General features: G+C 26.6%; 29 protein-coding genes and 1 pseudogene. 7 read left to right on the top strand and 23 right to left on the bottom strand.

Going from position 1 to position 22899, the window contains the following annotated elements:
- Window positions 1–125 precede the first annotated feature (125 nt).
- Together LEQ07_RS17765 and LEQ07_RS17760 are read left to right on the top strand one after the other, a co-directional pair.
- Window positions 126–281: a YvrJ family protein gene (locus tag LEQ07_RS17765; RefSeq protein WP_021430642.1), complete on the top strand. Its 156-nt coding sequence runs from the start codon at window positions 126–128 to the stop codon at window positions 279–281.
- Window positions 282–449: 168 nt separating this feature from the next.
- Window positions 450–635, top strand: coding sequence for a hypothetical protein (locus LEQ07_RS17760; RefSeq protein ID WP_170075607.1), 186 nt, complete (start codon window positions 450–452; stop codon window positions 633–635).
- 644 nt (window positions 636–1279) lie between these two features.
- Here the strand turns inward: LEQ07_RS17760 and LEQ07_RS17755 are convergent.
- From LEQ07_RS17755 to LEQ07_RS17735, 5 genes are all read right to left on the bottom strand, one after another.
- A complete protein-coding gene (locus LEQ07_RS17755; protein WP_263331707.1) occupies window positions 1280–1489 on the bottom strand; it encodes a helix-turn-helix transcriptional regulator in 210 nt (69 codons plus the stop codon).
- A 1-nt stretch (window position 1490) separates the two neighbouring features.
- Window positions 1491–1826, bottom strand: coding sequence for a DUF6442 family protein (locus LEQ07_RS17750; protein WP_263331706.1), 336 nt, complete (start codon window positions 1824–1826; stop codon window positions 1491–1493).
- A gap of 486 nt (window positions 1827–2312) precedes the next feature.
- Complete coding sequence (locus tag LEQ07_RS17745) at window positions 2313–2567, bottom strand: Mor transcription activator family protein (protein WP_263331705.1); 255 nt, start codon at window positions 2565–2567, stop codon at window positions 2313–2315.
- 351 nt (window positions 2568–2918) lie between these two features.
- Window positions 2919–3170: a hypothetical protein gene (locus tag LEQ07_RS17740; protein ID WP_263331704.1), complete on the bottom strand. Its 252-nt coding sequence runs from the start codon at window positions 3168–3170 to the stop codon at window positions 2919–2921.
- Entirely contained in the window at window positions 3171–3977 is an 807-nt protein-coding gene (locus LEQ07_RS17735) for a ParA family protein (RefSeq protein ID WP_263331703.1), read from the bottom strand.
- Between the two features lie 283 nt (window positions 3978–4260).
- Between LEQ07_RS17735 and LEQ07_RS17730 the strand changes: the two are divergent.
- Together LEQ07_RS17730 and LEQ07_RS22700 are read left to right on the top strand one after the other, a co-directional pair.
- Window positions 4261–4476 (top strand): annotated as a pseudogene (locus LEQ07_RS17730) (DUF2922 domain-containing protein); the annotation flags it as partial.
- A gap of 63 nt (window positions 4477–4539) precedes the next feature.
- Entirely contained in the window at window positions 4540–4680 is a 141-nt protein-coding gene (locus LEQ07_RS22700; protein ID WP_263331702.1) for a YvrJ family protein, read from the top strand.
- Between the two features lie 1588 nt (window positions 4681–6268).
- On the opposite strand, the gene LEQ07_RS17720 is transcribed toward LEQ07_RS22700, so the two are convergent.
- The 8 genes from LEQ07_RS17720 to LEQ07_RS17685 form a co-directional block, all read right to left on the bottom strand.
- Entirely contained in the window at window positions 6269–7132 is an 864-nt protein-coding gene (locus LEQ07_RS17720) for a peptidoglycan recognition protein family protein (protein ID WP_263331701.1), read from the bottom strand.
- Between the two features lie 265 nt (window positions 7133–7397).
- The gene (locus tag LEQ07_RS17715; protein WP_263331700.1) at window positions 7398–8168 is read right to left on the bottom strand and encodes a C40 family peptidase; all 771 of its coding nucleotides are present in this window, start codon (window positions 8166–8168) and stop codon (window positions 7398–7400) included.
- A 244-nt stretch (window positions 8169–8412) separates the two neighbouring features.
- Window positions 8413–9402, bottom strand: a complete 990-nt coding sequence (locus tag LEQ07_RS17710; protein ID WP_263331699.1) for a lysozyme — start codon at window positions 9400–9402, stop codon at window positions 8413–8415.
- Between the two features lie 166 nt (window positions 9403–9568).
- Window positions 9569–9787, bottom strand: coding sequence for a phage holin (locus tag LEQ07_RS17705; RefSeq protein WP_263331698.1), 219 nt, complete (start codon window positions 9785–9787; stop codon window positions 9569–9571).
- 15 nt (window positions 9788–9802) lie between these two features.
- Window positions 9803–10036 carry a hemolysin XhlA family protein gene (locus LEQ07_RS17700; protein ID WP_263331697.1) on the bottom strand — a complete coding sequence of 78 codons (234 nt, stop codon included), beginning with the start codon at window positions 10034–10036 and terminating at the stop codon, window positions 9803–9805.
- Window positions 10037–10515: 479 nt separating this feature from the next.
- Complete coding sequence (locus tag LEQ07_RS17695; RefSeq protein WP_263331696.1) at window positions 10516–10956, bottom strand: hypothetical protein; 441 nt, start codon at window positions 10954–10956, stop codon at window positions 10516–10518.
- Between the two features lie 99 nt (window positions 10957–11055).
- The gene (locus LEQ07_RS17690) at window positions 11056–11877 is read right to left on the bottom strand and encodes a helix-turn-helix domain-containing protein (protein ID WP_263331695.1); all 822 of its coding nucleotides are present in this window, start codon (window positions 11875–11877) and stop codon (window positions 11056–11058) included.
- Window positions 11878–11895: 18 nt separating this feature from the next.
- Window positions 11896–12045 (bottom strand): hypothetical protein, encoded by a 150-nt coding sequence (locus LEQ07_RS17685; RefSeq protein WP_263331694.1) that lies wholly within the window; start codon window positions 12043–12045, stop codon window positions 11896–11898.
- Between the two features lie 188 nt (window positions 12046–12233).
- Here LEQ07_RS17685 and LEQ07_RS17680 point away from each other — a divergent pair, with 188 nt between their 5' ends.
- Both LEQ07_RS17680 and LEQ07_RS17675 read left to right on the top strand, forming a co-directional pair.
- Window positions 12234–12593: a helix-turn-helix domain-containing protein gene (locus LEQ07_RS17680; protein ID WP_263331693.1), complete on the top strand. Its 360-nt coding sequence runs from the start codon at window positions 12234–12236 to the stop codon at window positions 12591–12593.
- A gap of 271 nt (window positions 12594–12864) precedes the next feature.
- Window positions 12865–12984: a helix-turn-helix domain-containing protein gene (locus tag LEQ07_RS17675; protein ID WP_263331692.1), complete on the top strand. Its 120-nt coding sequence runs from the start codon at window positions 12865–12867 to the stop codon at window positions 12982–12984.
- Window positions 12985–13661: 677 nt separating this feature from the next.
- On the opposite strand, the gene LEQ07_RS17670 is transcribed toward LEQ07_RS17675, so the two are convergent.
- From LEQ07_RS17670 to LEQ07_RS17625, 10 genes are all read right to left on the bottom strand, one after another.
- Window positions 13662–14759, bottom strand: a complete 1098-nt coding sequence (locus LEQ07_RS17670; RefSeq protein WP_263331691.1) for a DNA-binding response regulator — start codon at window positions 14757–14759, stop codon at window positions 13662–13664.
- A 56-nt stretch (window positions 14760–14815) separates the two neighbouring features.
- The gene (locus LEQ07_RS17665) at window positions 14816–14950 is read right to left on the bottom strand and encodes a hypothetical protein (RefSeq protein ID WP_263331690.1); all 135 of its coding nucleotides are present in this window, start codon (window positions 14948–14950) and stop codon (window positions 14816–14818) included.
- Window positions 14951–15440: 490 nt separating this feature from the next.
- A complete protein-coding gene (locus LEQ07_RS17660; protein WP_263331689.1) occupies window positions 15441–16046 on the bottom strand; it encodes a recombinase family protein in 606 nt (201 codons plus the stop codon).
- A 277-nt stretch (window positions 16047–16323) separates the two neighbouring features.
- Window positions 16324–17136 (bottom strand): hypothetical protein, encoded by an 813-nt coding sequence (locus LEQ07_RS17655; RefSeq protein WP_021430632.1) that lies wholly within the window; start codon window positions 17134–17136, stop codon window positions 16324–16326.
- 47 nt (window positions 17137–17183) lie between these two features.
- Entirely contained in the window at window positions 17184–18332 is a 1149-nt protein-coding gene (locus LEQ07_RS17650) for a replication initiation protein (RefSeq protein WP_263331688.1), read from the bottom strand.
- 532 nt (window positions 18333–18864) lie between these two features.
- A complete protein-coding gene (locus LEQ07_RS17645; protein WP_263331687.1) occupies window positions 18865–19017 on the bottom strand; it encodes a hypothetical protein in 153 nt (50 codons plus the stop codon).
- Window positions 19018–19207: 190 nt separating this feature from the next.
- Window positions 19208–19369: a hypothetical protein gene (locus LEQ07_RS17640; RefSeq protein WP_021430635.1), complete on the bottom strand. Its 162-nt coding sequence runs from the start codon at window positions 19367–19369 to the stop codon at window positions 19208–19210.
- Window positions 19370–19469: 100 nt separating this feature from the next.
- Complete coding sequence (locus LEQ07_RS17635; protein WP_263331686.1) at window positions 19470–20105, bottom strand: hypothetical protein; 636 nt, start codon at window positions 20103–20105, stop codon at window positions 19470–19472.
- 1108 nt (window positions 20106–21213) lie between these two features.
- On the bottom strand, window positions 21214–21507 hold the full coding sequence (locus LEQ07_RS17630; RefSeq protein WP_263331685.1) for a hypothetical protein: 294 nt from the start codon (window positions 21505–21507) through the stop codon (window positions 21214–21216).
- Between the two features lie 129 nt (window positions 21508–21636).
- Window positions 21637–22299: an N-acetylmuramoyl-L-alanine amidase family protein gene (locus LEQ07_RS17625; RefSeq protein ID WP_263331684.1), complete on the bottom strand. Its 663-nt coding sequence runs from the start codon at window positions 22297–22299 to the stop codon at window positions 21637–21639.
- 249 nt (window positions 22300–22548) lie between these two features.
- On the opposite strand from LEQ07_RS17625, the gene LEQ07_RS17620 reads away from it, so the two are divergent.
- On the top strand, window positions 22549–22797 hold the full coding sequence (locus tag LEQ07_RS17620; protein WP_021430640.1) for a DUF1659 domain-containing protein: 249 nt from the start codon (window positions 22549–22551) through the stop codon (window positions 22795–22797).
- The last annotated feature ends 102 nt before the right edge of the window (window positions 22798–22899 follow it).

The following is a 22899-nucleotide window of genomic DNA, read 5'->3' as shown; positions in this document are numbered from 1 at the left end:
AGCAAAAGTAGTTCAAACTGCAACTACTGGATATGACTTAGTTATATAGTAACACATGGAACGTCTCTTTGAACTTCTGAGGGGCGTTCTAATCAATTTAAAAGTTTAATTGGAGGAATAACTCGATGGAACTAGATTTAATGGCTCTAGTGTCAAATTTAGGTTTCCCAGCTATCGTTACAATGTATTTGTTAATTAGAATAGAAGGTAAGCTTGAAAATTTGAGTACTAGCATAAATTCACTTAGTTCAAATATATATGAATTGAATAATAAGAAATAGGAAGAGTATCTGTTGAATTTTTCAAAAGATACTCTTTTTTACTAGAAATCTTTAAATGTGTTTTTAAAGTATTGTTTGAACTTACACATTTTGTTATATGTAAAATTATTCCAATGTTATGTTAAAATAGTTTTTGAGTTTATTAAATAATATATGAGAGGTGAAGTTATGGACATTTTATATACTCTAGGAAGTTTTATAAGTTTTTTAGGTGTAATTTTTCTATTTATAGGTTTTAAAAATAATTTTGCTCGTTTGAATTCAACTCAAAAAACAGGAATTATCCTAACTGTCATAGGAGTTGCCATTCCTTTTTTCATTGGCTTTATTAATGGATTTTTAGCAAATGCATAATTCTATTTATTAAAAAATTACTGTATCATAAATTTAATAAGTCTTAAAATTTTAGTTTAGAGACTAGTTATGTATTTTGAATAAAGTTAATGCCCTTAAAATCCAAATAGATGGATTCTAAGGGCATTTTTACTAGTACTCTTTAAACAAGTTTTTAGATTATAATTCAAAATTTACTATTTCACTCAAACTCAAAGTCATTTTAGTCTAATTTTAAAGTTTTTTTAATTTTATATGTTAAAATAGCTTTGCGTTTATTAAATATATAAGGGGTGAAAATGATGAAAAATCATAATATTTATATTTCTATAGGAGTATTACTTAATTTAACTTTTCCTTTTTTAAATAATTTTAATGCTTTGCCTAGTTTCATAAAAGGGTTATTTTCTGGATTAGGTATTTGTTTAATTATCATAGGAATATATTCTAAAACCACGATTTATCAAAATTAAAAGACTACAAACATAAATTATTCAATAAATTATTTGATCAGTTAAAATTCAACTAATCTTAAAATTTTAGTTTAGAGACTCTAGTTATGTATTTTGAATAAAGTTAATGCCCTTAGAATCCAAACAAATGGATTTTAAGGGCATTTTTACTAGTACTTTAAACAAGTTTTTAAGGATTAGTATACTTATACTTTAGTCAAAATAAAATAAATCCTCAAACTTTTTATCTAAAGCAATGCATAAAATTAAGGCTAGTTTAGCTGTTGGATTAAATTGACCTGTCTCAATTGAACTTATAGTATTTCTTGAAACTCCAACAAGCTCTGCTAGCTCTCTTTGAGATATTCCTTTTTCTTTTCTAATTTGTTTTAAGTTATTATATAAGGTTAGTGAAGTTTCCATATTAAATCACCTCAAGCATAGCTAAAATTTCTGTTAAAGCTCCAATACCTATTATCATACTTAAAATTAAATATATCTTTTTTTCTCTATCGTAAAAATATTCTATCGCACTTTTGCTACCTATTCCTATTAGAAGTACAAGTGAAAAGTAATCTATATTAATATCAGAGTGTCCCATAAAATATTTTAGTATAAAAGCAATTATTGTTAGTAATCCAAATACTCCAAGTATCACATTAAAGGCATTACTTTCACTACGTTCTTGAATTTTTAATTCCCGTTCATCACCATTTTTATTTTCTTCACGACTTTTTCTAAGTATATCTTCTTTTTTCATTTTCACGCATCCCCTTTGCCAAGTTTTATTGTCAATAAGTGGTTATTTGAGCCTAAACTCTCTTAACTAGTTCTAAAATTTGCATTTAGGGAATAGTCATAATAAAAAACAAGTGAACTTATTTAAATTGCTACATTTCAATAAGTTCACTTGTTTCTATTTTTGAAACTTTATTTTTTAAGTTAATTCTAAATTAATAGTTTTAAATTTTAAATACATTAACTTTATTTTTTAGTAATTTACAAGTATTTTTAATTATTCTCTTTAATCTTTTAATATTGTTATTTAGCTTGTTAACTACTTGTAAATAGAAAAAACTCCATATCTAGAAATAGATTATGGAGCTCTTTTTATTAATATTTTGTTAAAAGTCTAAAACTTTATTTAAGTCCTAATAATACAATTGAAATTATAAAAATTCAATACTTTCATGTCGTCAACGTCCACTCGGCAAGCTCGTGTCCCGTTACTCAAAATTCAACTTTATTATTTATTTTTTCGAATAATAGCTCTAACGTAACTTTCAGACATTCTATACTTGCTAGCTAATTCTCTTATATTAAATCCATTAAACTCTTCTATAATTTCTCTATCACGAGCTTCTTTATATATCATCTTTTCAGTAGGAAAGTACACAGATGTTCCCCCAAATTCTTTAAATAAAGCCTTAACTCTATCAATTCCAATTTCTATAGCTATATTTTCAAATTGTGGAGGTAGATCACTCATTTTTAAATCCATAAAAATATCCTCCTATAAAAAACTTAGTTATAAGGATATTCTACAAATAATATAATAATCCTACCAAGTAAACTATTTAAACTATAAAGATCATTTATACAAAAACCACATATTTATAAAGAGCTATTTTTCATCGCACCTATTTTTTTAATTCTAACTTAAGATCTCTTAGTTATAATCAAAAACCATTCAAAATTTTAAAATAATGTTTGAATAAATTATATTTAAATTATTCAAACATTATTTTTATTTTTTACTTTATTATCTTTATCATATTTTTTAACCATGTCATGTATATTGAAATCACTAGGTAAATTTGCTTTGGTAGTGTTTACAGTACTTTTTATTAAATTACCTATTGTCTTTTGAACTGTTGTATTTTTTAGCACACATACAGATTTTAATATTTCTAATTCTTCTTCTTCTAAGTAAATTGTAAGAGGTATTTTTTTTTACTTTTTTTTCTTCTTTCATATCAAGTAAATTTACACCATCAATATCTATGTCTAAAGTATCTTCTATAATTGAATCCACTTTGTTTTGATAATCATTTTTTCTTATTTTTATATCTGATACATCTTCTTTAAATATATCTAAAGCCATCTATAAAACCTCCTTAGCCTTTAATTCTTCTATAAACTCATTGAAGTCACTTCTAACTTTATGGGCTTTTTTGATTTTCCTACAATAATCTTCTAAATCCATTTTATTTAAAATAGCATTTCTCACAACTGTTGTTTCGCTTATTCTAGCTTGTAATAAATCTTTTCTTATATTTTCAAATTTATCTAAATAAGAGTTAAACAAATCTCCTGTACTTAATTTTCTAGTTGTATATGAATTTATAACTACAGCTCTTTTAGTATTTGATTTAATATCTAAAAACTCTAAATCTTGTTTGAACTTTTGATAAAATAGTTCACAACCTCTTATTGATGCAATATCTTGGTACTCAATAGGTGTAATTATAGAATCCGATATTAACATAAAGTTTCTAGCTATAAGATCATAAGATGGTGATAAATCTACAAATATATAATCATACTTTTCTATATCATCTATATTATTTTTAAACCATCTCCATACAGCTCTTTCTCTTCCCATTTGAGTTGATAAATATTCGGATAAAACGCTTAAGCTAATATCACTTGGTATTATATCTATATTTTTAAATTCCTCTACAGGTGATTTTAATATTACTTCTTTTGCAGTTGTATTTTCTGTTAACATTTGAAATAATGTCTTATCATCATGAACAACTTTGTATAAAAATTGAGTTAAATTTGCTTGTGTATCTGAATCTATTAGCAAAACTTTTTTTCCTTCTTTACTCAATTTCATAGCTGTAAGTATTGTAAGAGTTGTTTTTCCAACTCCACCTTTAACATTGAAAAATGAACATATTTTCATAAATACCACCTTATTTAAATAATTTATAAATAAATTATTTATAAATTAATATTAATTTTATTTAGCATTATTATAACATTATATATAATTCAATTTCAATTTAAACGTAATATTTTTTAATGCAGAATTAACACAAGCAAATTAAAATTCGATTCGCTTGAACGACTACGTATACGAATCACTTCATGTCGTCAACGTTCACTCGGAAAATGCTCGTGTCCTGTTACTTAAATAAAACAAGAAAGGGGGGATTAAAAAAAGAGAAATATAGAAACTAGTTTTCTCTACATCTCTTGGAAGAAAAGTAAGCTTGTTTGTATCATATTCTAAAGAAGATATAACTGCCTCAAAAATAAAAGAGGCTATTTACCAAATAGTTGCTAAAAATGTATTTTCGACTAGATTCGGAGAAGAACTTGAAACAGCTTTAGAATCAAAAGGAGTTCAAACTGCAACTACTGGATATGCCTTATACATGAACGTCTCTTTGAACTTCTAAGAGGCGTTCTAATCAATTTTAAAGTTTAATTGAAGGAATGAAACTCGATAGAAACTAGATTTAATGACTCTAGTGTCAAATTTAGGGTTCCCTGCTATAGTTACAATGTACTTGTTAATTAGGATAGAGGGTAAACTTGAAAATTTTAGTACTAGTATAAATTCACTTAGTTCAAATATATATGAATTGAATAATAAGAATTAAAAGGATGTATTTATTGAATATAATTAACTTCAAATTATACATTCTTTTTTATTTATGTGATAGGATACTATAATTATTTTTATAAAAAAATAGTTATTGATACCTTAAAGTTTATTAAATTTAAACCATATTAAATAGAAAAAATTGCATCTTAATATTAAATTTGTTCACAAATTTCCTAAGTTCTTTTTAGTGTGTTCAAAAAACAAAAGATTAAAATATATGCTAAATTAATCATTCATATTAGCTTAAATTTTAACAAAATAAACCGTCAAAATCCTTTTGAGATTCTATCATCCTTTAGGTTGACGGCTATGTGATAGTTTCTGGGAAATGCACATTGCATAAGTTGAACAAAATTAAAATAGAGTTTTCATAAAACTAGTTCAAATAAACACAATTTATAGAATTTTTATTATTTTATATGAAGTATAACTCAACTTCAATAATATTATTTTTTTAGTCCAAAAATCATCATATATTGTTGAATCATTTCAAAGTTTATTGATTTATTAATAATATATATGAAATCACTCAACATTGCCTTAATGTGCATTTTCCTGATACTACCCCTGAATTAATAATTAGAATCAAGTTGTTCATATTGAAGTATTAAGTTTTCGTTTTTTACACAGAAAATAAAAAATAAAAAAATAAAAAATAAAGCAAAAATTGTCATAACATAACCCCCCTTATTTTATTTAAATTATATTGACAAATTGCAGAACTCGAAACATGTTTAAATTCGAAGTTTAATTTGCATGTATTTCAAAGAATTTTCCACGCTAATTTGGTATAATCAAGTCACTACAATAAATTCACTAAATAGTTAGGATAAAATTCTATGATATCTTTAAAAATTTAATTAACAATTAATAACTCATATGGATAATTTTTAAATATATTACCCTTTGTTATTGATACTAATGAGGCTATTGTTAGTTTCTTGCATAACCTCAAACCCCAAATATTTATAAAGACCCTTTTTCCATTGCACTTATTTTTTAACAAAGTTCTTATTGTTTTTTAATTAAGCCCTCTTTATTTCTTATGTCTACTTTTATTTTTTCTATCATATTTTTCATCAGTACGATTATAATTTTCATATGCTTTTATTCACTTTCCATAATATCTAAATTAAAATACTATGTTTAATGTTTAGTTGAAAAGCTTTGGTTTTAAAATTGATTTCTTAACTCCATAAATAGAATATTCAAAACCATTTTCTATGTGTCAAACCTTATAAGCGACTTAATTCTTTGAATTTATAGTCCCATGTATTTAAAACCCCGTATAGAAAATTTTTGATTCTCCAATAAAGGTGAATTCCTTCCCATAGCAAGTCTCCAAACTTATTATACTCCTTGCTTGTGTTCTCTAATTTCCAATTTCTTTTTCCAAATTTTAACATAATTTTCCATTTAAGTCTATGAAACTCGAATTTGTTCTAATACTTTGAAAATAATGTTAATTTATGTGAATTAACATTATTTTCAAAGTTGATTCTTAGAATTATCACTATATCGCGTATAGGATAAAACTAAAAATTTGTATATTCCTTTTTAGTTTTATAACCTAGTTTATTGATTTATTTTTTTATAATTTGAACTTGTATTCCTTCTATATACTTACCATAGATACCAGAATAGTCATTTAAATCAGACACCCAAGCAAGCCATTTTCCTTCTACATATGCTCTATACTCAACACTATAGTTATCTAGTCCAATTAATTGCATTTGTAAGCCATCTACATTAGAATTTAATATTCCTGCATAATCTTGACGGTCTGTAACCCAAGGTAACCATCTATCCTTTGTATGAGTTCTATATTTTATACTACCTGTACTTAAATTAGCGTATATAGCTTGTATTGGATTTCCATATATGCCTGCATAGTCTTCTAAATTAGTTACATCAGGTAACCATCTTCCATTTGAATATACTTGATAAATAACATTAATACCTTTAGTTACTGAAGTATTTGATAATCTTTCTTTAAAGTTCCACCATCTAGCCCAATTATCAGAACTAAAAGCAGAAGGGCAATTTTTTCTTGATGCATCATAATGCCTTACAACATGGTCTGTGTCTACAGCATATTTTTCCATAATGTATTTTGTTAACTCTAAAGTATTTTCTATTGTTTTTTCTGATATATTTCCATTGTTAGTTCCACACATTTCTATACCTATAGAATTCTTATTATTAATTCCATATTTATTATTACCATCTCCACAATGCCAAGCACCATTGTAATCTTCTACAACTTGGTAGATTTCATTATCATCTACAAAATAGTGTGCTGATGCATTTCTATTACCTCTATTGAAATAATCTGCATTATTTTTAGCGGTGTCATTTATATTTCCAGTATAATGTACCACAATATATTTTATATCATTTCCTTCATAGTGATTATATGGACTTATTTTTCTTTTTATATCTAGCATTTTGAACCCTCCTAAAATTTTATTTTACTTAAAAAAGGCAATAAAAAAAGACTAAATTCAGTCTTATTTATTGCTCCATTAAATTTTGATTATAATTATAATGTTTACTACTAGGGTATCTATACAATAGTCTCAATAACTATATCTCTAATTCACTTAATAGGATATATAGGCTTATTATCATATTTTATGCCTGTTGATTTTCTATAAATTGTCTTATCTATTTCAATATATAAAAATATTTAATAGATTGGGTCAAACTATGTTATAAAATTCTTCTAGCCCTTGTTCCACTTGTCCATGTAAAACTACGCTCTCTAATATTTAATCCAGTATGAGGAGCTTCGACACACATATGTCTTCCATCTTTTTCACCTGAGTACATAAAAACATGTGAGCTTTGTGGGAAAACTAAATCTCCAAGTTGTAGATTATTTTCATAAACTGCTACACCTTCATTTATTTGCGTAGATGTAGTTCTACTTATTCTTATTCCTATATCGTTATAACTAAATTGCATTAAACCAGAACAATCAGTTCCTCTATCATTTCCTAATGGAGGGTAATTTCCTCCATAAACATATGGTTTCCCAATTAGTTTTCTTGCTGAATTTACTACAGCCTGTTGCTTAGAAGATGTATTTCCACCACTTCCACCACCTGAAACTATTTCTACTTGTATTCCTGATATTGTTTGTCCATTTAATCCAGCATAATCTGAAGTTCCAGTAACCCATGGAAGCCATCTGCCTCCTACATATGCTCTATATCTTACATCACATCCTGGTAATCCAGTAATCTTCATTTGTAATCCATCTATATTTCTTCCGTAAATTCCTGCATAATCACTTCTATCACTTACCCATGGAAGCCAAGATCCATTTATAGTACGTGTTCTATATTGTATACTTCCACTGCTAAGACTAGCGTATACTGCTTGTATTGGTTTACCATAAATTCCTGCATAATCATTTAAATTTGTTACATTAGGAAGCCATCTGCCTCCTACATATACTTGATATGTTACATTTGCCATAATACATTCCTCCTAAAATTTTATGTTATTTATTTAAAAAGGCAATAAAAAAGACTAACTTAGTCTTTTTTATTGCCTTTAAATTCTTGATTACAACTATGATATTTACTACTATATGTTTATCTAATAGTGGCACTATCTACATTGGTAATTCACTTACAAGGATATATTTAGAATTATTATCACATTGCATCGTTATTAATTTTCTATAAATTATTTTATCTATTCCAATGTCTAAAAATATTTAATATGGATTAGATCCATATCCATTGTTGTCAGTTATAGTTCCTCTGCCACCTATTATGCTTATTGAAGGGGGACAATTCCAACCTCCTACTTTAGTGCTACTACCACTGAAAATATTCCACTCTTCTTCTCTACGTCTAACCAATCCATTTAAAACTTGACCTCCAGCATGTACCCATCTTTTAAATTCTTGGTGAATTGATTCTCCTCTCTCTCCTGCAGCGTATTTTTTCAACAATGTAGAACTTGAAAAAGCCCCTACTCCTAAGTTATATGCAAAAGATGAAAATGCATCAATTTCTCGTTGTTTAGGATTAGAAACTCCTTTAGATTTAACGATATTTAATACTTTAGAGTAATAGTTATTATTTAAGTTATTAGCTAAATATTTTGTTCCAGTTGATTCACTTAAAGGAGTAGATACTCCATTTAACTCACTTCCAGTCATTCCGTATCCAAGCGTTCTAACTCCAACTGAGTCTGAATAGTAGTTTGGAGCAAACCCTTCTATACCTTTAATGTAATAAATTATATTAGCACTTGCCTTAGACCCAGCAGTTCCACCTGGAATCGGATTAGGTTTATCTCCACCAGTTTCGCCACTTCCACCACCTGAAACTATTTCTACTTGTATTCCTGATATTGTTTGTCCATTTAATCCAGCATAATCTGAAGTTCCAGTAACCCATGGAAGCCATCTGCCTCCTACATATGCTCTATATCTTACATCACATCCTGGTAATCCAGTAATCTTCATTTGTAATCCATCTATATTTCTTCCGTAAATTCCTGCATAATCACTTCTATCACTTACCCATGGAAGCCAAGATCCATTTATAGTACGTGTTCTATATTGTATACTTCCACTGCTAAGACTAGCGTATACTGCTTGTATTGGTTTACCATAAATTCCTGCATAATCATTTAAATTTGTTACATTAGGAAGCCATCTGCCTCCTACATATACTTGATATGTTACATTTGCCATAATACATTCCTCCTAAAATTTTATGTTATTTATTTAAAAAGGCAATAAAAAAGACTAACTTAGTCTTTTTTATTGCCTTTAAATACTTAATTATAATTATGATGTTTAATACTTGTATGTATATCCAATAGTAGTATTAATAACTATATCTATAATTAATTAAAGCTTATTTATTTTTCACTGGATTATCAAGTCCAGGAGTTGTAGGATTGTTTAAAACTCCTAATGTTACACCAACTGAGCATAGTGTATTTATTATATACAGTACCTTTTCACTATCAATATTAAACCCTAAATTTGTAGCAATCATTATAGCGGCACTTGATATAGCTACTATAGTTCCTGTATTTTTTAATCTGATTAAAATTTCACCTATTGTTTTCATTCATAACATTTCCTTTTATTTAAATAAATAATTTTGTACTGCATAAAAAAAGAACCCAACAAAACTTCCTGCAAATAATCCTAAAGCCCATTTGATAGAAGTTGTAAGTCCATCGATACTTTTAACTAAATTTTGAATTTGTACTTTCAATTCGCACTGTTGTTGCTCTAATTTATCTATTCTATCTGAATGATTGTTTATGCGCTTTTCATGTACATCTAATAGATGTTCTTTTACTTCTTCATTCATATCTTCTCCTTAGGTTGATTTAAATTGTCAACTCATTTGATTCTATAGTTCAATAAGAACTTCTTATAAGATAATGAGAGTACCACTCGTTAATAAAATATTTTTATACTAAAAATATATAAATGTTGTATATGCTTTATTCATCCGGTCCTAGTCTATACATATATGTGTTAGTGTTACAGCTTGACTCGAATGATTATACATTTCTCAACATTTCAAGTTCTTTACAATAAAAAAGCTAGATATTAAACCTAGCTTTTTTATTATATATTAAACTATCTCCTCATGTTTTCATGATTTGTAATCATGCAATTATATATAAAAGGGGATTATGAGGTAGTAAGAAATTGATTTGTCCTAATTTCTTATACTACTATAATATCATTTATTTCATTTAAAAAATCTCAAACCCGTCTCCAATTCGTATCAAAATCGTCTCATTTTTAAGCATTGATTAATAGTAATTCACTATAAAGTTATTATGTATATAACATATTCATTATTTTATGTACTATAATTTCTCTAACTCTATAACCATGACTTCTGTCGATATGAAGTTTTAGAGCTACACTTGGAATTGTAGTTTTAAACTTACTACAATATAATAGTTCAAAAAATGAAATCTCAAACTCATCCAAACAACTTAATGCATTTTCTATTTTTTGCTTTTCAATTTCCTTATCTGCCTTATTTTGCATTAATTTCTCTATTTTTTTATCTTTAGCAATAACCTCATTTTCTACAGTTCGAGATATATTGTTAGTTGCTCCTGTTCTTTCATAGTAATTTATAGCTCCACAACCTCTATATTCCATTTTCACTTTCTTTATATCTAACTCTATATTATTTATTTGCATTTCTAAAAATTTATAATTCTGTAATCTTAGTTCAACATTTTTTAATAATTCTTTTTTATCCATAAATACCCCCATACTTTGTGTGAAACCTTCTGTTGTAACTTATGATCTGCATACATTTTTGTTTTTTAGGAGTATAAGCCTCCTCAATCAGTTCCACCATTATTTAAATTTTTGTTTTTGTCTATCCAATAACATTTTTTCTAATTCATATTCTCCATATTTCATAAAATTGTAACTTCCATTAAAATTATGAATTTTAGGATTTAACTTTATCTTTGAATTTTTATTATTAAAATTATGTATCCTTTTGGTAAATTTATTTTTAATATTGTGTTTAAGTTTATATGATTCTAATTCATCTAAAGTAGTTATATCCGATTCTATCCATTTTTTTATTATTCCTTTTAAATATCCTAAATTTAAATTCCCTCTATTAGTGCATATCTCTATAGCTCTTTTAAATAAACTAACTTCTATGAGCTCTGACCATTTTATAATTTGCTCTTCTATTAACCCATTAACTGCACCTATATTAGATTGATATAATTTATAAAATTCTTTTATTGATTCTTTTTTACATAAATACATATTACTATCATATTTATTATTATATTTATTATTATTATTGACCTTTTCGTCAATACCATCATGACTTTTTTGACAAGAGGTATTGATTTTTTTGTCAATAGGGGTCTTTGATATATAAAGTCTTCTTTCTTCTATTTTTTTAGTTCCAACTTTATAAATTATTTGTGAATTCAAATAACCTTTTTTAATTAGCTGAGATATCCATCTAGAAATAGTTTCATTGCTAACTTTATATAATTCAGCGAAATAGCTATTGCTAGCCCAACAATACCCTTTTTCATTGCATAACGCTGTAATCTCCCCATATAGCAATTTAGCATTAGCTTTTAAATCAGTGTCATATCTTACATTAGCCGGTATTATTGCATAATATAACTTATTCATAGAAACCATTTTCACCTCCATTATCCTTTATATACTTTTGTTGTTTTTTCTTTGCAATTCTTTTACATTTTCGAATTTTATATCTGTTAGAGCTTGAACATATCCAAATGAAACAGGATCATGTATTAATAATTCTTCTAGCTTTTGTATTAATTCTTTTTCATTTATTTTTAACATCGTTATCACCTCTTTACATTCTCTATTATGTTCTATTTTTTAGAATTTGTAAACGGTTTTAGAGCTATTTTTCTACTTTGTGTATAAATTCCAAATAAATTAATCTATTTATTCACAAATAAACTTTTAAATTCCAATCAAACATATTGATGTGTAGAATTTTAAATGTTATAATTCTACATAAGGAGTTGATACGATTGCAAAAAAGATTAAAAGAGTTAAGAGAATACTTAGGATTAACTCAAAAAGAATTTGCTTCTACAATAGGTTTGAAAAATGGAATTATATCATCTTACGAAAAAGGTGATAGAAACATTACTCAACGCAATTTAATTTTAATCTGTGAAAAATTTAATGTTAATAAAGAATGGCTTCTAGATGGTACTGGTTCTATGTTTAAAGATGTTACTTTAGACACAGACTTTGAATGCTTTTCCGAAAAAACTAAAAACATTTTAAGAAAAATACAAGAATTGCCTGAAAGTGAACAATTGGCAATACAAATTCTTATTGATAGTTTACATTCAAAAATGAAAGAGACGAATTAATTTTCGTCTCTTTTTGCGTCTATATATCCTTCAAGGTAATAAATATCTTTCATTTCTAATTCTTCTATTATTTTTGCTAGTTCTAATTCTTGTGATTTACTCATCGCTATTCTCCCTAATATTTTTTCATAATCTCTATGCTTTAATTGGTAAAATTTTCCTAATACATTTTTAATTTTAACATAAAATAATTGACAGGCAGTCAAAGTTTAGTCAATTTATACTATAACTCGACAACCTGTTTAGAATTTTTAGAAAAGAGGATTAATTTATGTTAAAAGAAAAAAGGAAAAATTTAAGAATTAGTCAAAAGGAGGCAGCAAAAATTTTAGGAATTAATAATAGTTATTTAAGTCGAATTGAATCAAAAAAGAAAAAATTTAAAAATTGATTTAATAGAAAAAATCTGTAAATTATACAAAATAACTATTGATGATTTTTTGAATTGGTTAAATTAAATTTAAAATTTTTTAAGTAAAAACAATGTACATAGGTTAACAGCAATAGCCGTCAACCTAAAGGATAATATAGGATATCAAAATGGTTTTGACGGCTTATTTTATTCAAATTTAGGCTAACATCTATTATAATCTTTTGGGTTTTGAACACACTAAAAAGAACTTAGGATATTTGTGCCTAAATTTGAATTAGTATTAATATTAGGATGCAATTTTTTCTACTTGAGATAGTCTGATTTAATAAACTTAAAAATTTCATGAGAAAGTTTAGGTAAATACACTATTAAACTTCCAAAAACTTTAATCTCACTAATTGCTCTATCACGAGTATCTTTATATATCACCTTTTCAGTAGAAAAGTAAACTGATGTCTCCCAAATTCTTTAAATAAAGCCTTAACTCTATCTATTCCAATTTCCATAGCTATATTTTCAAATTATGGAGGTAGATCACTCATTTTTAAATCCATAAAATAACCTCCTATAAAAAAACTTAGTTATAATGATATTCTACAAATAGTATGATAGTCCTACTAAATAAACTATGTAAAAGAATACACAACATTTCTCGGCACAACCACATATTTATAAAGAGCCGTTTTTCGATACACCTATTTTTTAAGTACTCGTTGTACTTTTCCTAAACTTATATCTAACTCTTTAGCTATAGCTCTCAAACTAAGTCCTTCATCTTTTAGATTATCTACCTGTATCTTTAAATCTTGTAAATCTTGTTGCTTTTTAGTTAAACCAGCCTCATTTCTCCTTTCAGCTCTTCTTCTTTCATTATTTCTTTCATACTTTTCATCAGTTCCGATTATAGTTTTCATATGCTTTTGTTCATTTGCAGTGATTCCTAATCGCTCTATTAAAGTAGTATTCTTATACCAATAACCTTCTTTATCTCTCATTCCTTTTGAAACTCTTTTTTTCTCTCCACTTCTTAATCCTTGTTCATAAGCTATAAACTTCTCAATAGCTTTTGGAATGCATCTTAAAACAGCTTTTACTTCAGTATCTTTAAGTGGTTCTTTAAATGCATTATTTAACTCTATAACTTCCTTTTCAAGCTCATATTGATCTCTTACATATATGCCTTTCCAATATGCATAACAGTGAATAGCCATATTTCTATAACCTTTCATATCAAAGTGTCTAAGTCTGCATAAAGTTTGTAAGTCATTGGCTCTTTGCATATGTAAGCTATATGAATTAAAAAATCTATTTGAAACAACTTTATTTTCAACTACCTTAGTATCTTGCATCTGTAGTTGGTATGATTTAGGTCTATAGTTTAAATATTGCTCCCTTAAATCATACATAGAATATTCTAAATCATCATCTATATATAAAACTTTACAATTGACTTGATTCTTAGAATTTATAGTCCCTGGTAATCTAAGTACCCTTGCACTATCCGTAGCTTGTCTATCAGCACCTAAATGCTTTAGATTGTAGTATATGTAATCTTGTAACTCTTGCCATGTATTTAAAGCTCCATATGGAGCATTTTGTATTCTCCAATAAAGATGTACTCCTCTTCCACTGTCAGTTACCATAGTTGGTTTCGGTATTTTACCTTCATAGTATAATTCCCATATAAGATACACTGTTTCAGCTTTTTCTAACCCTAAGTTTTCACAATCTATATCTTGAAATAATGATCTAAATTGTCTTATATTTTCTACTCTTCTTCTAGGTATGTACATTGTGTTTGGAGCTACAAATACATCATTTTGCTCATGCAGCTCTTCTACAATATCTTTTAATCCTTCATGTCTAGTATTATATATTTTAATAGTTCTCTCACTTTTATTTTTTCATCATTTAACTTTAAAACTTGTATATATCCATCTGTGCTATCATCATATAAATGATCGCAGAATTCTTTCATCCCCATAAAAAAATCTCCTCTATATTTAGTAAATCGAATAATATCTATAAGATTTAATCAATACTAAAGATAAGGAGAGCTCGCTAAAAATATGCGTTTATGTTTTAAGCAACGTACACAGTCGTTGGCGCCATGAAATTTTTACATTGTTTTACATATCAAAATGATTGATATGTGAGTATTAATATGTTAGTATTAATACATAATAACAATGTAAAAAATCTCTGATGAGAGTTCTCTCTTATCTAGAGTACTTATAAAAAAGTCAGGAGTAAGTCGCCAAACTTATTACACTCCTGGCTTTTTCTCATTTAATTTTCGATTTCGATAATTAAATTTTAACATAAATCGATATCTTAGTACATAAATTTCAAGTTTATTATATATTCTAATACAAATTACTTTTCTCAACTTTTAGAGTATTTTTAAATTTTCAGAAACTTATTAACATTGTCTAAATTCGACATTTATGTTTCTTTATCTATTTGAGTTATATTTATTTTTTTGATTCATATTCCTTAACTCTTCTATAGAATGTATTACTTTTTAATGCTAAAATTTCCATAGCTTTAACAGCTGTAATACTTCCTGATTTCCATTCTTTATAAACTTCTTCGAATTTTTCTCCTGGATCTATTTTACGTCTACCAAACTTAATACCTTTTTCTCTTGCTATTTTGATACCTTCTCTTTGTCTTTCTTTTGTTCTAAGTCTTTCATCCTCAGCCATATAACTTAAAAGTTGAAGGATTATATCTGATATTAAGTTTTCTAATCCGTTCATGTCTTTATACTTTGTAGTATCTAAAAGTGGCATGTCTAGGATTACTATATCTACTTTTTTAACCTTAACTAATTCATTCCACTCATCTAATATCATTTGTTTGTTTCTTCCAAGCCTATCTAAAGATTTTATATATAATACATCGCCTTCTCTAAGCATCCTTTTTAAAAGTTGATACTCAGGTCTTTTAAAATCTTTTCCACTTGCAACTTCTAGAAATATGTATTCTTCTTCAATACCTATTTTTTTAGCTTCTACAATTTGTCTTTCTAATGTCTGGTCTTTTGTACTTATCCTTGCGTAAAAAAACTTTCTCATACCCTTTTATCCTTTCGAATGTCATTTTCTATTTCAATAAGTATACTATCTTTTTGAAATATTGCAAATAGAAATTTGTCGAATTTTTGAATATAGAAAAATAAAAAAAGAAACCCCTTTCAAATAAGATTTGAAGTTAAATATTTATAGTTCTTGCGTAATGGTAGTTTTTTAGGTATAAATGGTATGCTTTCAAATAATCAGTTTAAATATATATAATAAAAAAATGAAGAACTATTGCTCTTCATTTTTTACTTAATCTTAAATTATATTATAACTATATAATATTTCTTATTGTTTCAATCTCTTCTATCGTTAAATCTGTAAGATCTCTTATAGTTTCGTTATCCATTCCCTTTAATATAGCTTTTTTGGCTATTTCTATAGCTTTCTTTTTTTCACCAACTTCTTTTCCTTCTTCAATAAGGCTCTTTCCTAATTCAGTCACTCTAAGTTCCTCCTTTACCTTTTCTAAATCTTTACCACTTAAAAATTTATTAGCAAAAGCATATAAAATAGATTCCATATCTCTTTTATATGGACTAGTTATTTCTTTACTTAACTTTATAGCCTTTAATATCTTTTCGCTTTTATCCATTTTTCCACCCATAACTGGTGTAAATGTAAGTTTTATAATATCTTGTTTATCTATATCATTCCCACAAGATAACTTCTCTATTATTTCATCAAATACTTTATCTCCATCTTCGTTAATCATAGATATAGCATTTACCTTATAAGTATTCATACCGCAATTATATTCACTAACAGGATTTTTTATATCGCCTGAGTAAACAACATATGTAGTAACCTTCTTTTTAGTTTGATAATTAAGCAGCGCTTCATAAGTTCTAAATCTCATTAAGTCATCTACACCCTTGTTAGTAGTTTGAAATTCGAAATGTATGTAACTATCATCTTCCATTAAGAAAGTATAATCCATATACATATTCTTACTGTCTAAAACAACTAATTCAGTTGGACCAATATCTTTTACTTTTTTATCTATTCCAAAGAACTTAAGACCTTCTTCTGCAAAAATATCCATTGCTCTTTTCATTATAAAATCTTCATAATTTGGCTTTTTCATTAGTTCACCGCCTTTAATTAATTATATCACCTTATTTCTTAAAATACCTACCAAAACATGTCCATTTCTTTCTTATGAGCTACATCTTCTTTTTCTTCTAACTTATATTCAAGAATTTTATTATCCAATGTTCCTTTGAAAAACTTGTATGAACTAACTTTAATAATTTCTACATCATCTCTCTCCAGAGTTATAGATACTGCATCATCAAAAGCTTTTTCCATGTATTCGTTTTTAAAATCAATATTTCTAAAATCCTTCTTAAAACTTCTTAAAGTCCCCTTAGTAAATATATCTTCATCTGGAACTAAAAACTCAAATTCACTAATTTTATCATTATCTACATTGTCACTAGAAATAACATAGTTTGATTTAAATGTTCTCTCTTCTTTATTATCAAAAACAGCATTATCATTAGTAACTGCAACTTCTTTAACTACTAAACTTGGTATGTCTGCTATAACATCTTCATTAGTAAAATACTTTCTCTTGTCCAAATCTTTAACGTAAAAGTCAATAGAATCAACTTTTCTACCAACTTTATTTTCCTTAAAATCTATCTCAAAATATCCCGTTTCATTAAGTTCTTTTATAGCAGGAAGAATAACTCTTCTTTTAAAATTTCCGTATTCAGGATAACTTTCATCTAATTGAAGATACATTTTTAAATCCTCTAAACTATAATTTATTACTGATTTTGTTCCACTCCAAAGTCTAAGAAGATCATATAATCTTTGCGAATAATAATTTTTCATGCTAAATAATGCTGCTAAATTAGCTGGAGTGTATCCTGTTTGCAAGTAATTATTTAATAAATCATAAATTTTTTCAGATGCTTCAATTTTAAAAATTTTCCTCTCATCATCATATGTAAAACCATTTAAAAATCCATACTCTCCCCAAATAATTCCTTTTTTATTTTCTTTTTCTTCCATAAAGAATATACTTTTCTTTCTTAATGAACTTAAAGATTTAGAAATATTCTTTATCGTCTTATCTTTTGCATGTTTAATTATTTGCTTAAATTCATCATGTGATATCTCACAACTTAAAACTCCGTTACTTTCCTTTTGAAGTTTATACATCATAAGTAAAAAAATTCTATTTTCAACTAGTGTTAAACTATATTTGGCTTGAATAAGTAAATTGTTTTTCATCAATATTTTAGGATTTTGAATATCTCTATAATCATTCATATTAATACCTCTTTATATAATGTTTATATTAACTATAAATTTACGATTTAAAAATGTCAACTTAAATTAATTGACATTTTTATCAATTCCAAAGTGACATATTAAAATTCCAACCTGACATTTTAAAGTTCCAAAGTGACACATTTAAAATTCCAATCTGACATTTTAAAGTTCCAAAGTGACATATTAAAATTCCAATCTGACATTTTTACTGCTTTAAATCGCAGTATTTCCAAAGCTTTAAGCTATGTCTAAATACTTTAAATACTATTAAATAATTCTTTTAAATACAGTAAAGACTAGTAAAGGTAATTTTTCTGTTCTAATCTGTCCTATTTTCAAACACAATAATTTATTTATAACTATAAAATGTGCAACAAAAAATTCACTTCGTTTGAGCGACTATGTCTGCGAATCATTTCATGTCGCTCAAATTTCATGGCGTCAACGTCCACTCGGTAAACTCGTGTCCCGTTACTTAAACGACTTAGTCCGTTGCGCAAAAAAGACACATATTCTTATGTGCCTTTTATTAATATAAAGATATAGTATTTTTAAAACTTTCAAATTCCTTTTTCATTTTTTCTAAATCTACATTATCTCCAACATTTTCTATAAACTTAAAATCTAGAAGTAAATTTATATTATTGTTTAAATCCTCTCTTGTCCACCCCTTAGGCTCCATAAGCTCATATATATACTTTATATCTATTCCATCTTCAAAATTCGATATAAGTGCATATACAAGTCTATTATCTATATTTAATACATTAACTAAGCTATCATTACCATAACAACATTATTAATGTTTTTATACATTAAATCTATTCTGATATTTTTAACTACCATATAATCACCCTTTTCAATATTTAATTTTAATTCATAACTCTTCTTATAAGGTCAATTTCCTCAATAGATAAGTCCGTAAGATCTCTTATAGTTTCATTATCCATTCCTTTTAAAATTGCCTTCTTTACTATCTCTATAGCTTTTTCTTTTTTTCCTTCATCTATTAAACTTTTTCCTAACTCAGTCACTTTAATTTCTTTCTTTACTTTTTCAAATCTTTTATACTTAAAAAATTATTTATTACCTTAAATTTTTAACATCTAATATTCGTATATTAATTAAGGTTTTTTATTTTATATTATCATAAAACTTAATGTATTGATTTAATATGTAATTCAATAACTCTTGTTGCGTTACACCACTTTCTTTTAAGTCCTCTGCTATTCTTTCGAATCCTTTTTGAACTTCTACATCAAGTTTCAGAGTCTTAGCTCTATAATCCCTTTTTCCTTGCTTAAAATTATATATTTCTTTTACTATATCTTCTTTAGTCTCCATATTACTTTCCGTAATATCTTTGTAATATTCGTTTGATCCATCTAATAAAGCTTTTATTCTATCTGCATTATCCATTAAATATGTTAATCTATCTTTTTGATTATTTGTTATCTCTAAATTGGTTGTAATATTATTTATTACTGGAATATTATTGTTTGGCTCCGGGGTATTTTTTGTATTACTTTCTGTAATATTACTGTAATATTCCTTTTGTTCCCTCGCTTCAACCTCAGCATTTTCAAGTATGTACTGTTTTTTACTCTGGCTATATTTATATCCAGCTTTACTAAAATTTTTACTTATAGTCTTTCTAGAAATCCCTATTTCTTCAGAAAATGAAGTTAATGTTTTTCCTTCTTTTAAGATGTTATTTACGTATTCTATTTGCTCGAATATATCTATATTTTTAAACTGTTCTTTATTCAAGTTTTCACCTCCTGTAAATATTACTTATTGTAATATTATATATTACTTCGCTATGTCTTTCTGTATGTTTTTTATAATAATATAAATTTATAAAAAGTTTTTAATTATAATCCATATGATCATATAGTTTTAATTTATAAATACATAGGAAAAGAGTTGAAGTAGGATAAAAAAAATTCCTACCTCAACTCTCTATATTTAAATATTATACGGTCAATCTCATAGGTCAATTCTGACCTCACAGCTTGAAGTAAAAAACACTTCAAACTGTAATGCCAGAAATACAAATATCTATATTTTATCTTTCCACTAGATACTAATAATTTAATTTCTATAGGATTAATTTAACTAACTTTTTAATATTACTTTTTGTAATATTTCCGTATTACTACTTGTAATATATGATATTACTTTTATATTACTGCATATGTATCTATTGATATAACTGTATTTCATCCTTTTTATGGAGTTTGGCTTTCGCCACCGCGCTTTACGCTCCAATCTTTTTAGTAAAAAACACTAAAAAGGATTTTCACTTCAATCGCTAACTCAAAATCATCGTTTCATCGCAATTTATATAGAATTTAATATAATATTAGTTCAAACTTTTTTACTTGTATATGACCTTACGGTCGTGCCCCTCTGACAAATCCTTAAAAGCACTTACACATCTCCGCCGATAAGATATGAAAATACATCATATTTCATATCATGTATTTTCATATCTTATAGCTCCATGTGTTCGTAACTTTTTAAGGATAGCCATTTGAGCGACTACGTCTGCGAACCACTTCACTGCCCATTCGCCCAATGCCCTAACCTAATGTTTATATTGCATACTTCCAACGCAACTTATACGACCTTCACATTTTGTATAATCAGCTAAATATATTAATTTAAATTTATATATTTAATGATACTTAATAGTAAAATCAACTTGGTTACGGTATTAAATTTATTTCGTGGTATCACGCATTGGATAAAACCGTTGCTCCGCTATCCAATGCTAGTACAACCATAACTTTTAAAAGTGATTTATGCATTAAAAAACTGTACGCGAAAATATAATTTTAATTTCATGTACAGTCGTTTATCTAAATTCGGGTTATTATAATGTCTTATTTTTATTTCTTAAAAATGTTGGTTTTAACAGTAATTTACCTACTATTGCACAAGTAATCATAGTTATACCTACTGGTAATGTCTTAGAGAGATTTCCTGGCAAACTTGTAAATATAGTTTCCATTAATAAAATACCTCCAAGTAATATCATTCCAAAACCTGTATAAGCAAGTAATCCATATCCTTTTATATACTTTCCTTGTCTATAATTTGTCACAAGAAAATAAATTCCTGAAACTAATATTAAAATTCCAGCAATAACTAAAAACCATAATATCATAACTAAATTCCTCCCGATGTAAAACTGTATTTATACCCCTTAAAATTAAACTATTTTCTATCTTATTTATAATATAATTTAAAGTTATAAAAAAATCTATTAAAAAAATGTTTTTATTTGCAATTATATTTAAATTATATAAGCATCGCTAAATCCCTTTTCCTTAGCTAATTTAACCTGAGTTAAAGCATTATTCTTATCTCTATAAGCTCCAATACAAACCTTGTATAAAATATCATTTGTAGGTGCTTCTAATTCAAATAACTTAATTAAATTATTTCTAATAGCTAAAGCTGTCGCTTTAATATTATTACTATCTTTCAAAGCTTTTTCTCCTTCAATATTAGATATAAAATCAACTTCAACTAAAGCTGCATGCATCTTAGTATGTTTTAAAACTGAAAGCTCCTTACTCAACTTAATTCCTCTATTCCTTATATTAAACAACTTTGAAATATCTTCACAAAGTCCATTAGAAAAGTTATCTAACTTCTTAATTCCCATTGAATACTCCCAAACTTCAACTCCCCTAACACTCTTATCAGAAGCCGAATTTATATGAATAGATAAAAAATAATCTGCTCCAAATTCATTTGCTATTCTAGCTCTTTCTCTAAGTGGAATAAACTTATCTGATAACCTTGTAAATTTAATATCTAAATCTAGTCCTTTTAAATTCTCATTAAGTTCCTTTCCTATAGCTAAAACAACATTTGCTTCATAAGTTCCAGCTTGTCCAATTGCTCCTGGATCACTTGCTCCATGACCTAAATCAATAACTAATTTTTTCATAAAATCCCCCCTATTAATCCTCAAATTGTTATTATTATCTTGATAATTTAATTATAGAGTTTGATATTAATTGAATAAACCAAACTACTGCAATATCTCAATTTTAAAGAAATATAGTTGAAATAAAAATACACAAACTTTTTTTCATCAATAATCTCACTCCTATATAATTCCCAACTATCTTTTAGGACTTAATCGAGCCTTTTTACTACACTTAAGTTAAATTAATTTTTTAAAGGAGGAATGAAAATGCCAGATATGAAATTAGCTCCAAATGCTTCAGAAGTTGCTCAAATGTCAGCTTTAAGAATCAAATATGATTGTGGTTTAGGTGACAACGGAAGAACAATAGTTAAAACTAGAAGTTTTTCAAACGTTAAAAACGATGCAAAAGTAGTTGATGTGTACAATGTAGCAGAAATATTAAACGGTCTACAAAAACATGACGTACTATCTGTAGTAAAAATAGACAATACAGAATTAACACCAGCAAATTAATTTAAATAAGAAAGGGGATTAAAAAATGAGAAATATAGAAACTAGATTATTAATGGTTTTCTCTACAACTCTTGGAAGAAAAGTAAGCTTATTTGTATCAGA

Origin of the sequence: Paraclostridium sp. AKS73 (genome assembly GCF_025671395.1) — a bacterium.
In the GTDB taxonomy this organism is placed as follows: domain Bacteria; phylum Bacillota; class Clostridia; order Peptostreptococcales; family Peptostreptococcaceae; genus Paraclostridium; species Paraclostridium benzoelyticum.
This window is presented reverse-complemented; position numbering and strand designations above follow the sequence as displayed.

Coding starts and splice junctions, on each gene's coding strand:
- LEQ07_RS17760 (WP_170075607.1), top strand. CDS start 450: ATGGACATTTTATATACTCTAGGAAGTTTTATAAGTTTTTTAGGTGTA.
- LEQ07_RS17720 (WP_263331701.1), bottom strand. CDS start 7,132: ATGCTAGATATAAAAAGAAAAATAAGTCCATATAATCACTATGAAGGA.
- LEQ07_RS17625 (WP_263331684.1), bottom strand. CDS start 22,299: ATGAAAAAATTAGTTATTGATTTAGGTCATGGAGCAAGTGATCCAGGA.
- LEQ07_RS17750 (WP_263331706.1), bottom strand. CDS start 1,826: ATGAAAAAAGAAGATATACTTAGAAAAAGTCGTGAAGAAAATAAAAAT.
- LEQ07_RS17755 (WP_263331707.1), bottom strand. CDS start 1,489: ATGGAAACTTCACTAACCTTATATAATAACTTAAAACAAATTAGAAAA.
- LEQ07_RS17690 (WP_263331695.1), bottom strand. CDS start 11,877: ATGGTTTCTATGAATAAGTTATATTATGCAATAATACCGGCTAATGTA.
- LEQ07_RS17655 (WP_021430632.1), bottom strand. CDS start 17,136: ATGAAAAAGCCAAATTATGAAGATTTTATAATGAAAAGAGCAATGGAT.
- LEQ07_RS17675 (WP_263331692.1), top strand. CDS start 12,865: ATGTTAAAAGAAAAAAGGAAAAATTTAAGAATTAGTCAAAAGGAGGCA.
- LEQ07_RS17740 (WP_263331704.1), bottom strand. CDS start 3,170: ATGGCTTTAGATATATTTAAAGAAGATGTATCAGATATAAAAATAAGA.
- LEQ07_RS22700 (WP_263331702.1), top strand. CDS start 4,540: ATGACTCTAGTGTCAAATTTAGGGTTCCCTGCTATAGTTACAATGTAC.
- LEQ07_RS17715 (WP_263331700.1), bottom strand. CDS start 8,168: ATGGCAAATGTAACATATCAAGTATATGTAGGAGGCAGATGGCTTCCT.
- LEQ07_RS17670 (WP_263331691.1), bottom strand. CDS start 14,759: ATGTACATACCTAGAAGAAGAGTAGAAAATATAAGACAATTTAGATCA.
- LEQ07_RS17685 (WP_263331694.1), bottom strand. CDS start 12,045: ATGTTAAAAATAAATGAAAAAGAATTAATACAAAAGCTAGAAGAATTA.
- LEQ07_RS17660 (WP_263331689.1), bottom strand. CDS start 16,046: ATGAGAAAGTTTTTTTACGCAAGGATAAGTACAAAAGACCAGACATTA.
- LEQ07_RS17700 (WP_263331697.1), bottom strand. CDS start 10,036: ATGAATGAAGAAGTAAAAGAACATCTATTAGATGTACATGAAAAGCGC.
- LEQ07_RS17735 (WP_263331703.1), bottom strand. CDS start 3,977: ATGAAAATATGTTCATTTTTCAATGTTAAAGGTGGAGTTGGAAAAACA.
- LEQ07_RS17745 (WP_263331705.1), bottom strand. CDS start 2,567: ATGGATTTAAAAATGAGTGATCTACCTCCACAATTTGAAAATATAGCT.
- LEQ07_RS17705 (WP_263331698.1), bottom strand. CDS start 9,787: ATGAAAACAATAGGTGAAATTTTAATCAGATTAAAAAATACAGGAACT.
- LEQ07_RS17630 (WP_263331685.1), bottom strand. CDS start 21,507: ATGATATTATGGTTTTTAGTTATTGCTGGAATTTTAATATTAGTTTCA.
- LEQ07_RS17695 (WP_263331696.1), bottom strand. CDS start 10,956: ATGGATAAAAAAGAATTATTAAAAAATGTTGAACTAAGATTACAGAAT.
- LEQ07_RS17650 (WP_263331688.1), bottom strand. CDS start 18,332: ATGAATGATTATAGAGATATTCAAAATCCTAAAATATTGATGAAAAAC.
- LEQ07_RS17645 (WP_263331687.1), bottom strand. CDS start 19,017: ATGGAGCCTAAGGGGTGGACAAGAGAGGATTTAAACAATAATATAAAT.
- LEQ07_RS17620 (WP_021430640.1), top strand. CDS start 22,549: ATGCCAGATATGAAATTAGCTCCAAATGCTTCAGAAGTTGCTCAAATG.
- LEQ07_RS17665 (WP_263331690.1), bottom strand. CDS start 14,950: ATGGGGATGAAAGAATTCTGCGATCATTTATATGATGATAGCACAGAT.
- LEQ07_RS17710 (WP_263331699.1), bottom strand. CDS start 9,402: ATGGCAAATGTAACATATCAAGTATATGTAGGAGGCAGATGGCTTCCT.
- LEQ07_RS17765 (WP_021430642.1), top strand. CDS start 126: ATGGAACTAGATTTAATGGCTCTAGTGTCAAATTTAGGTTTCCCAGCT.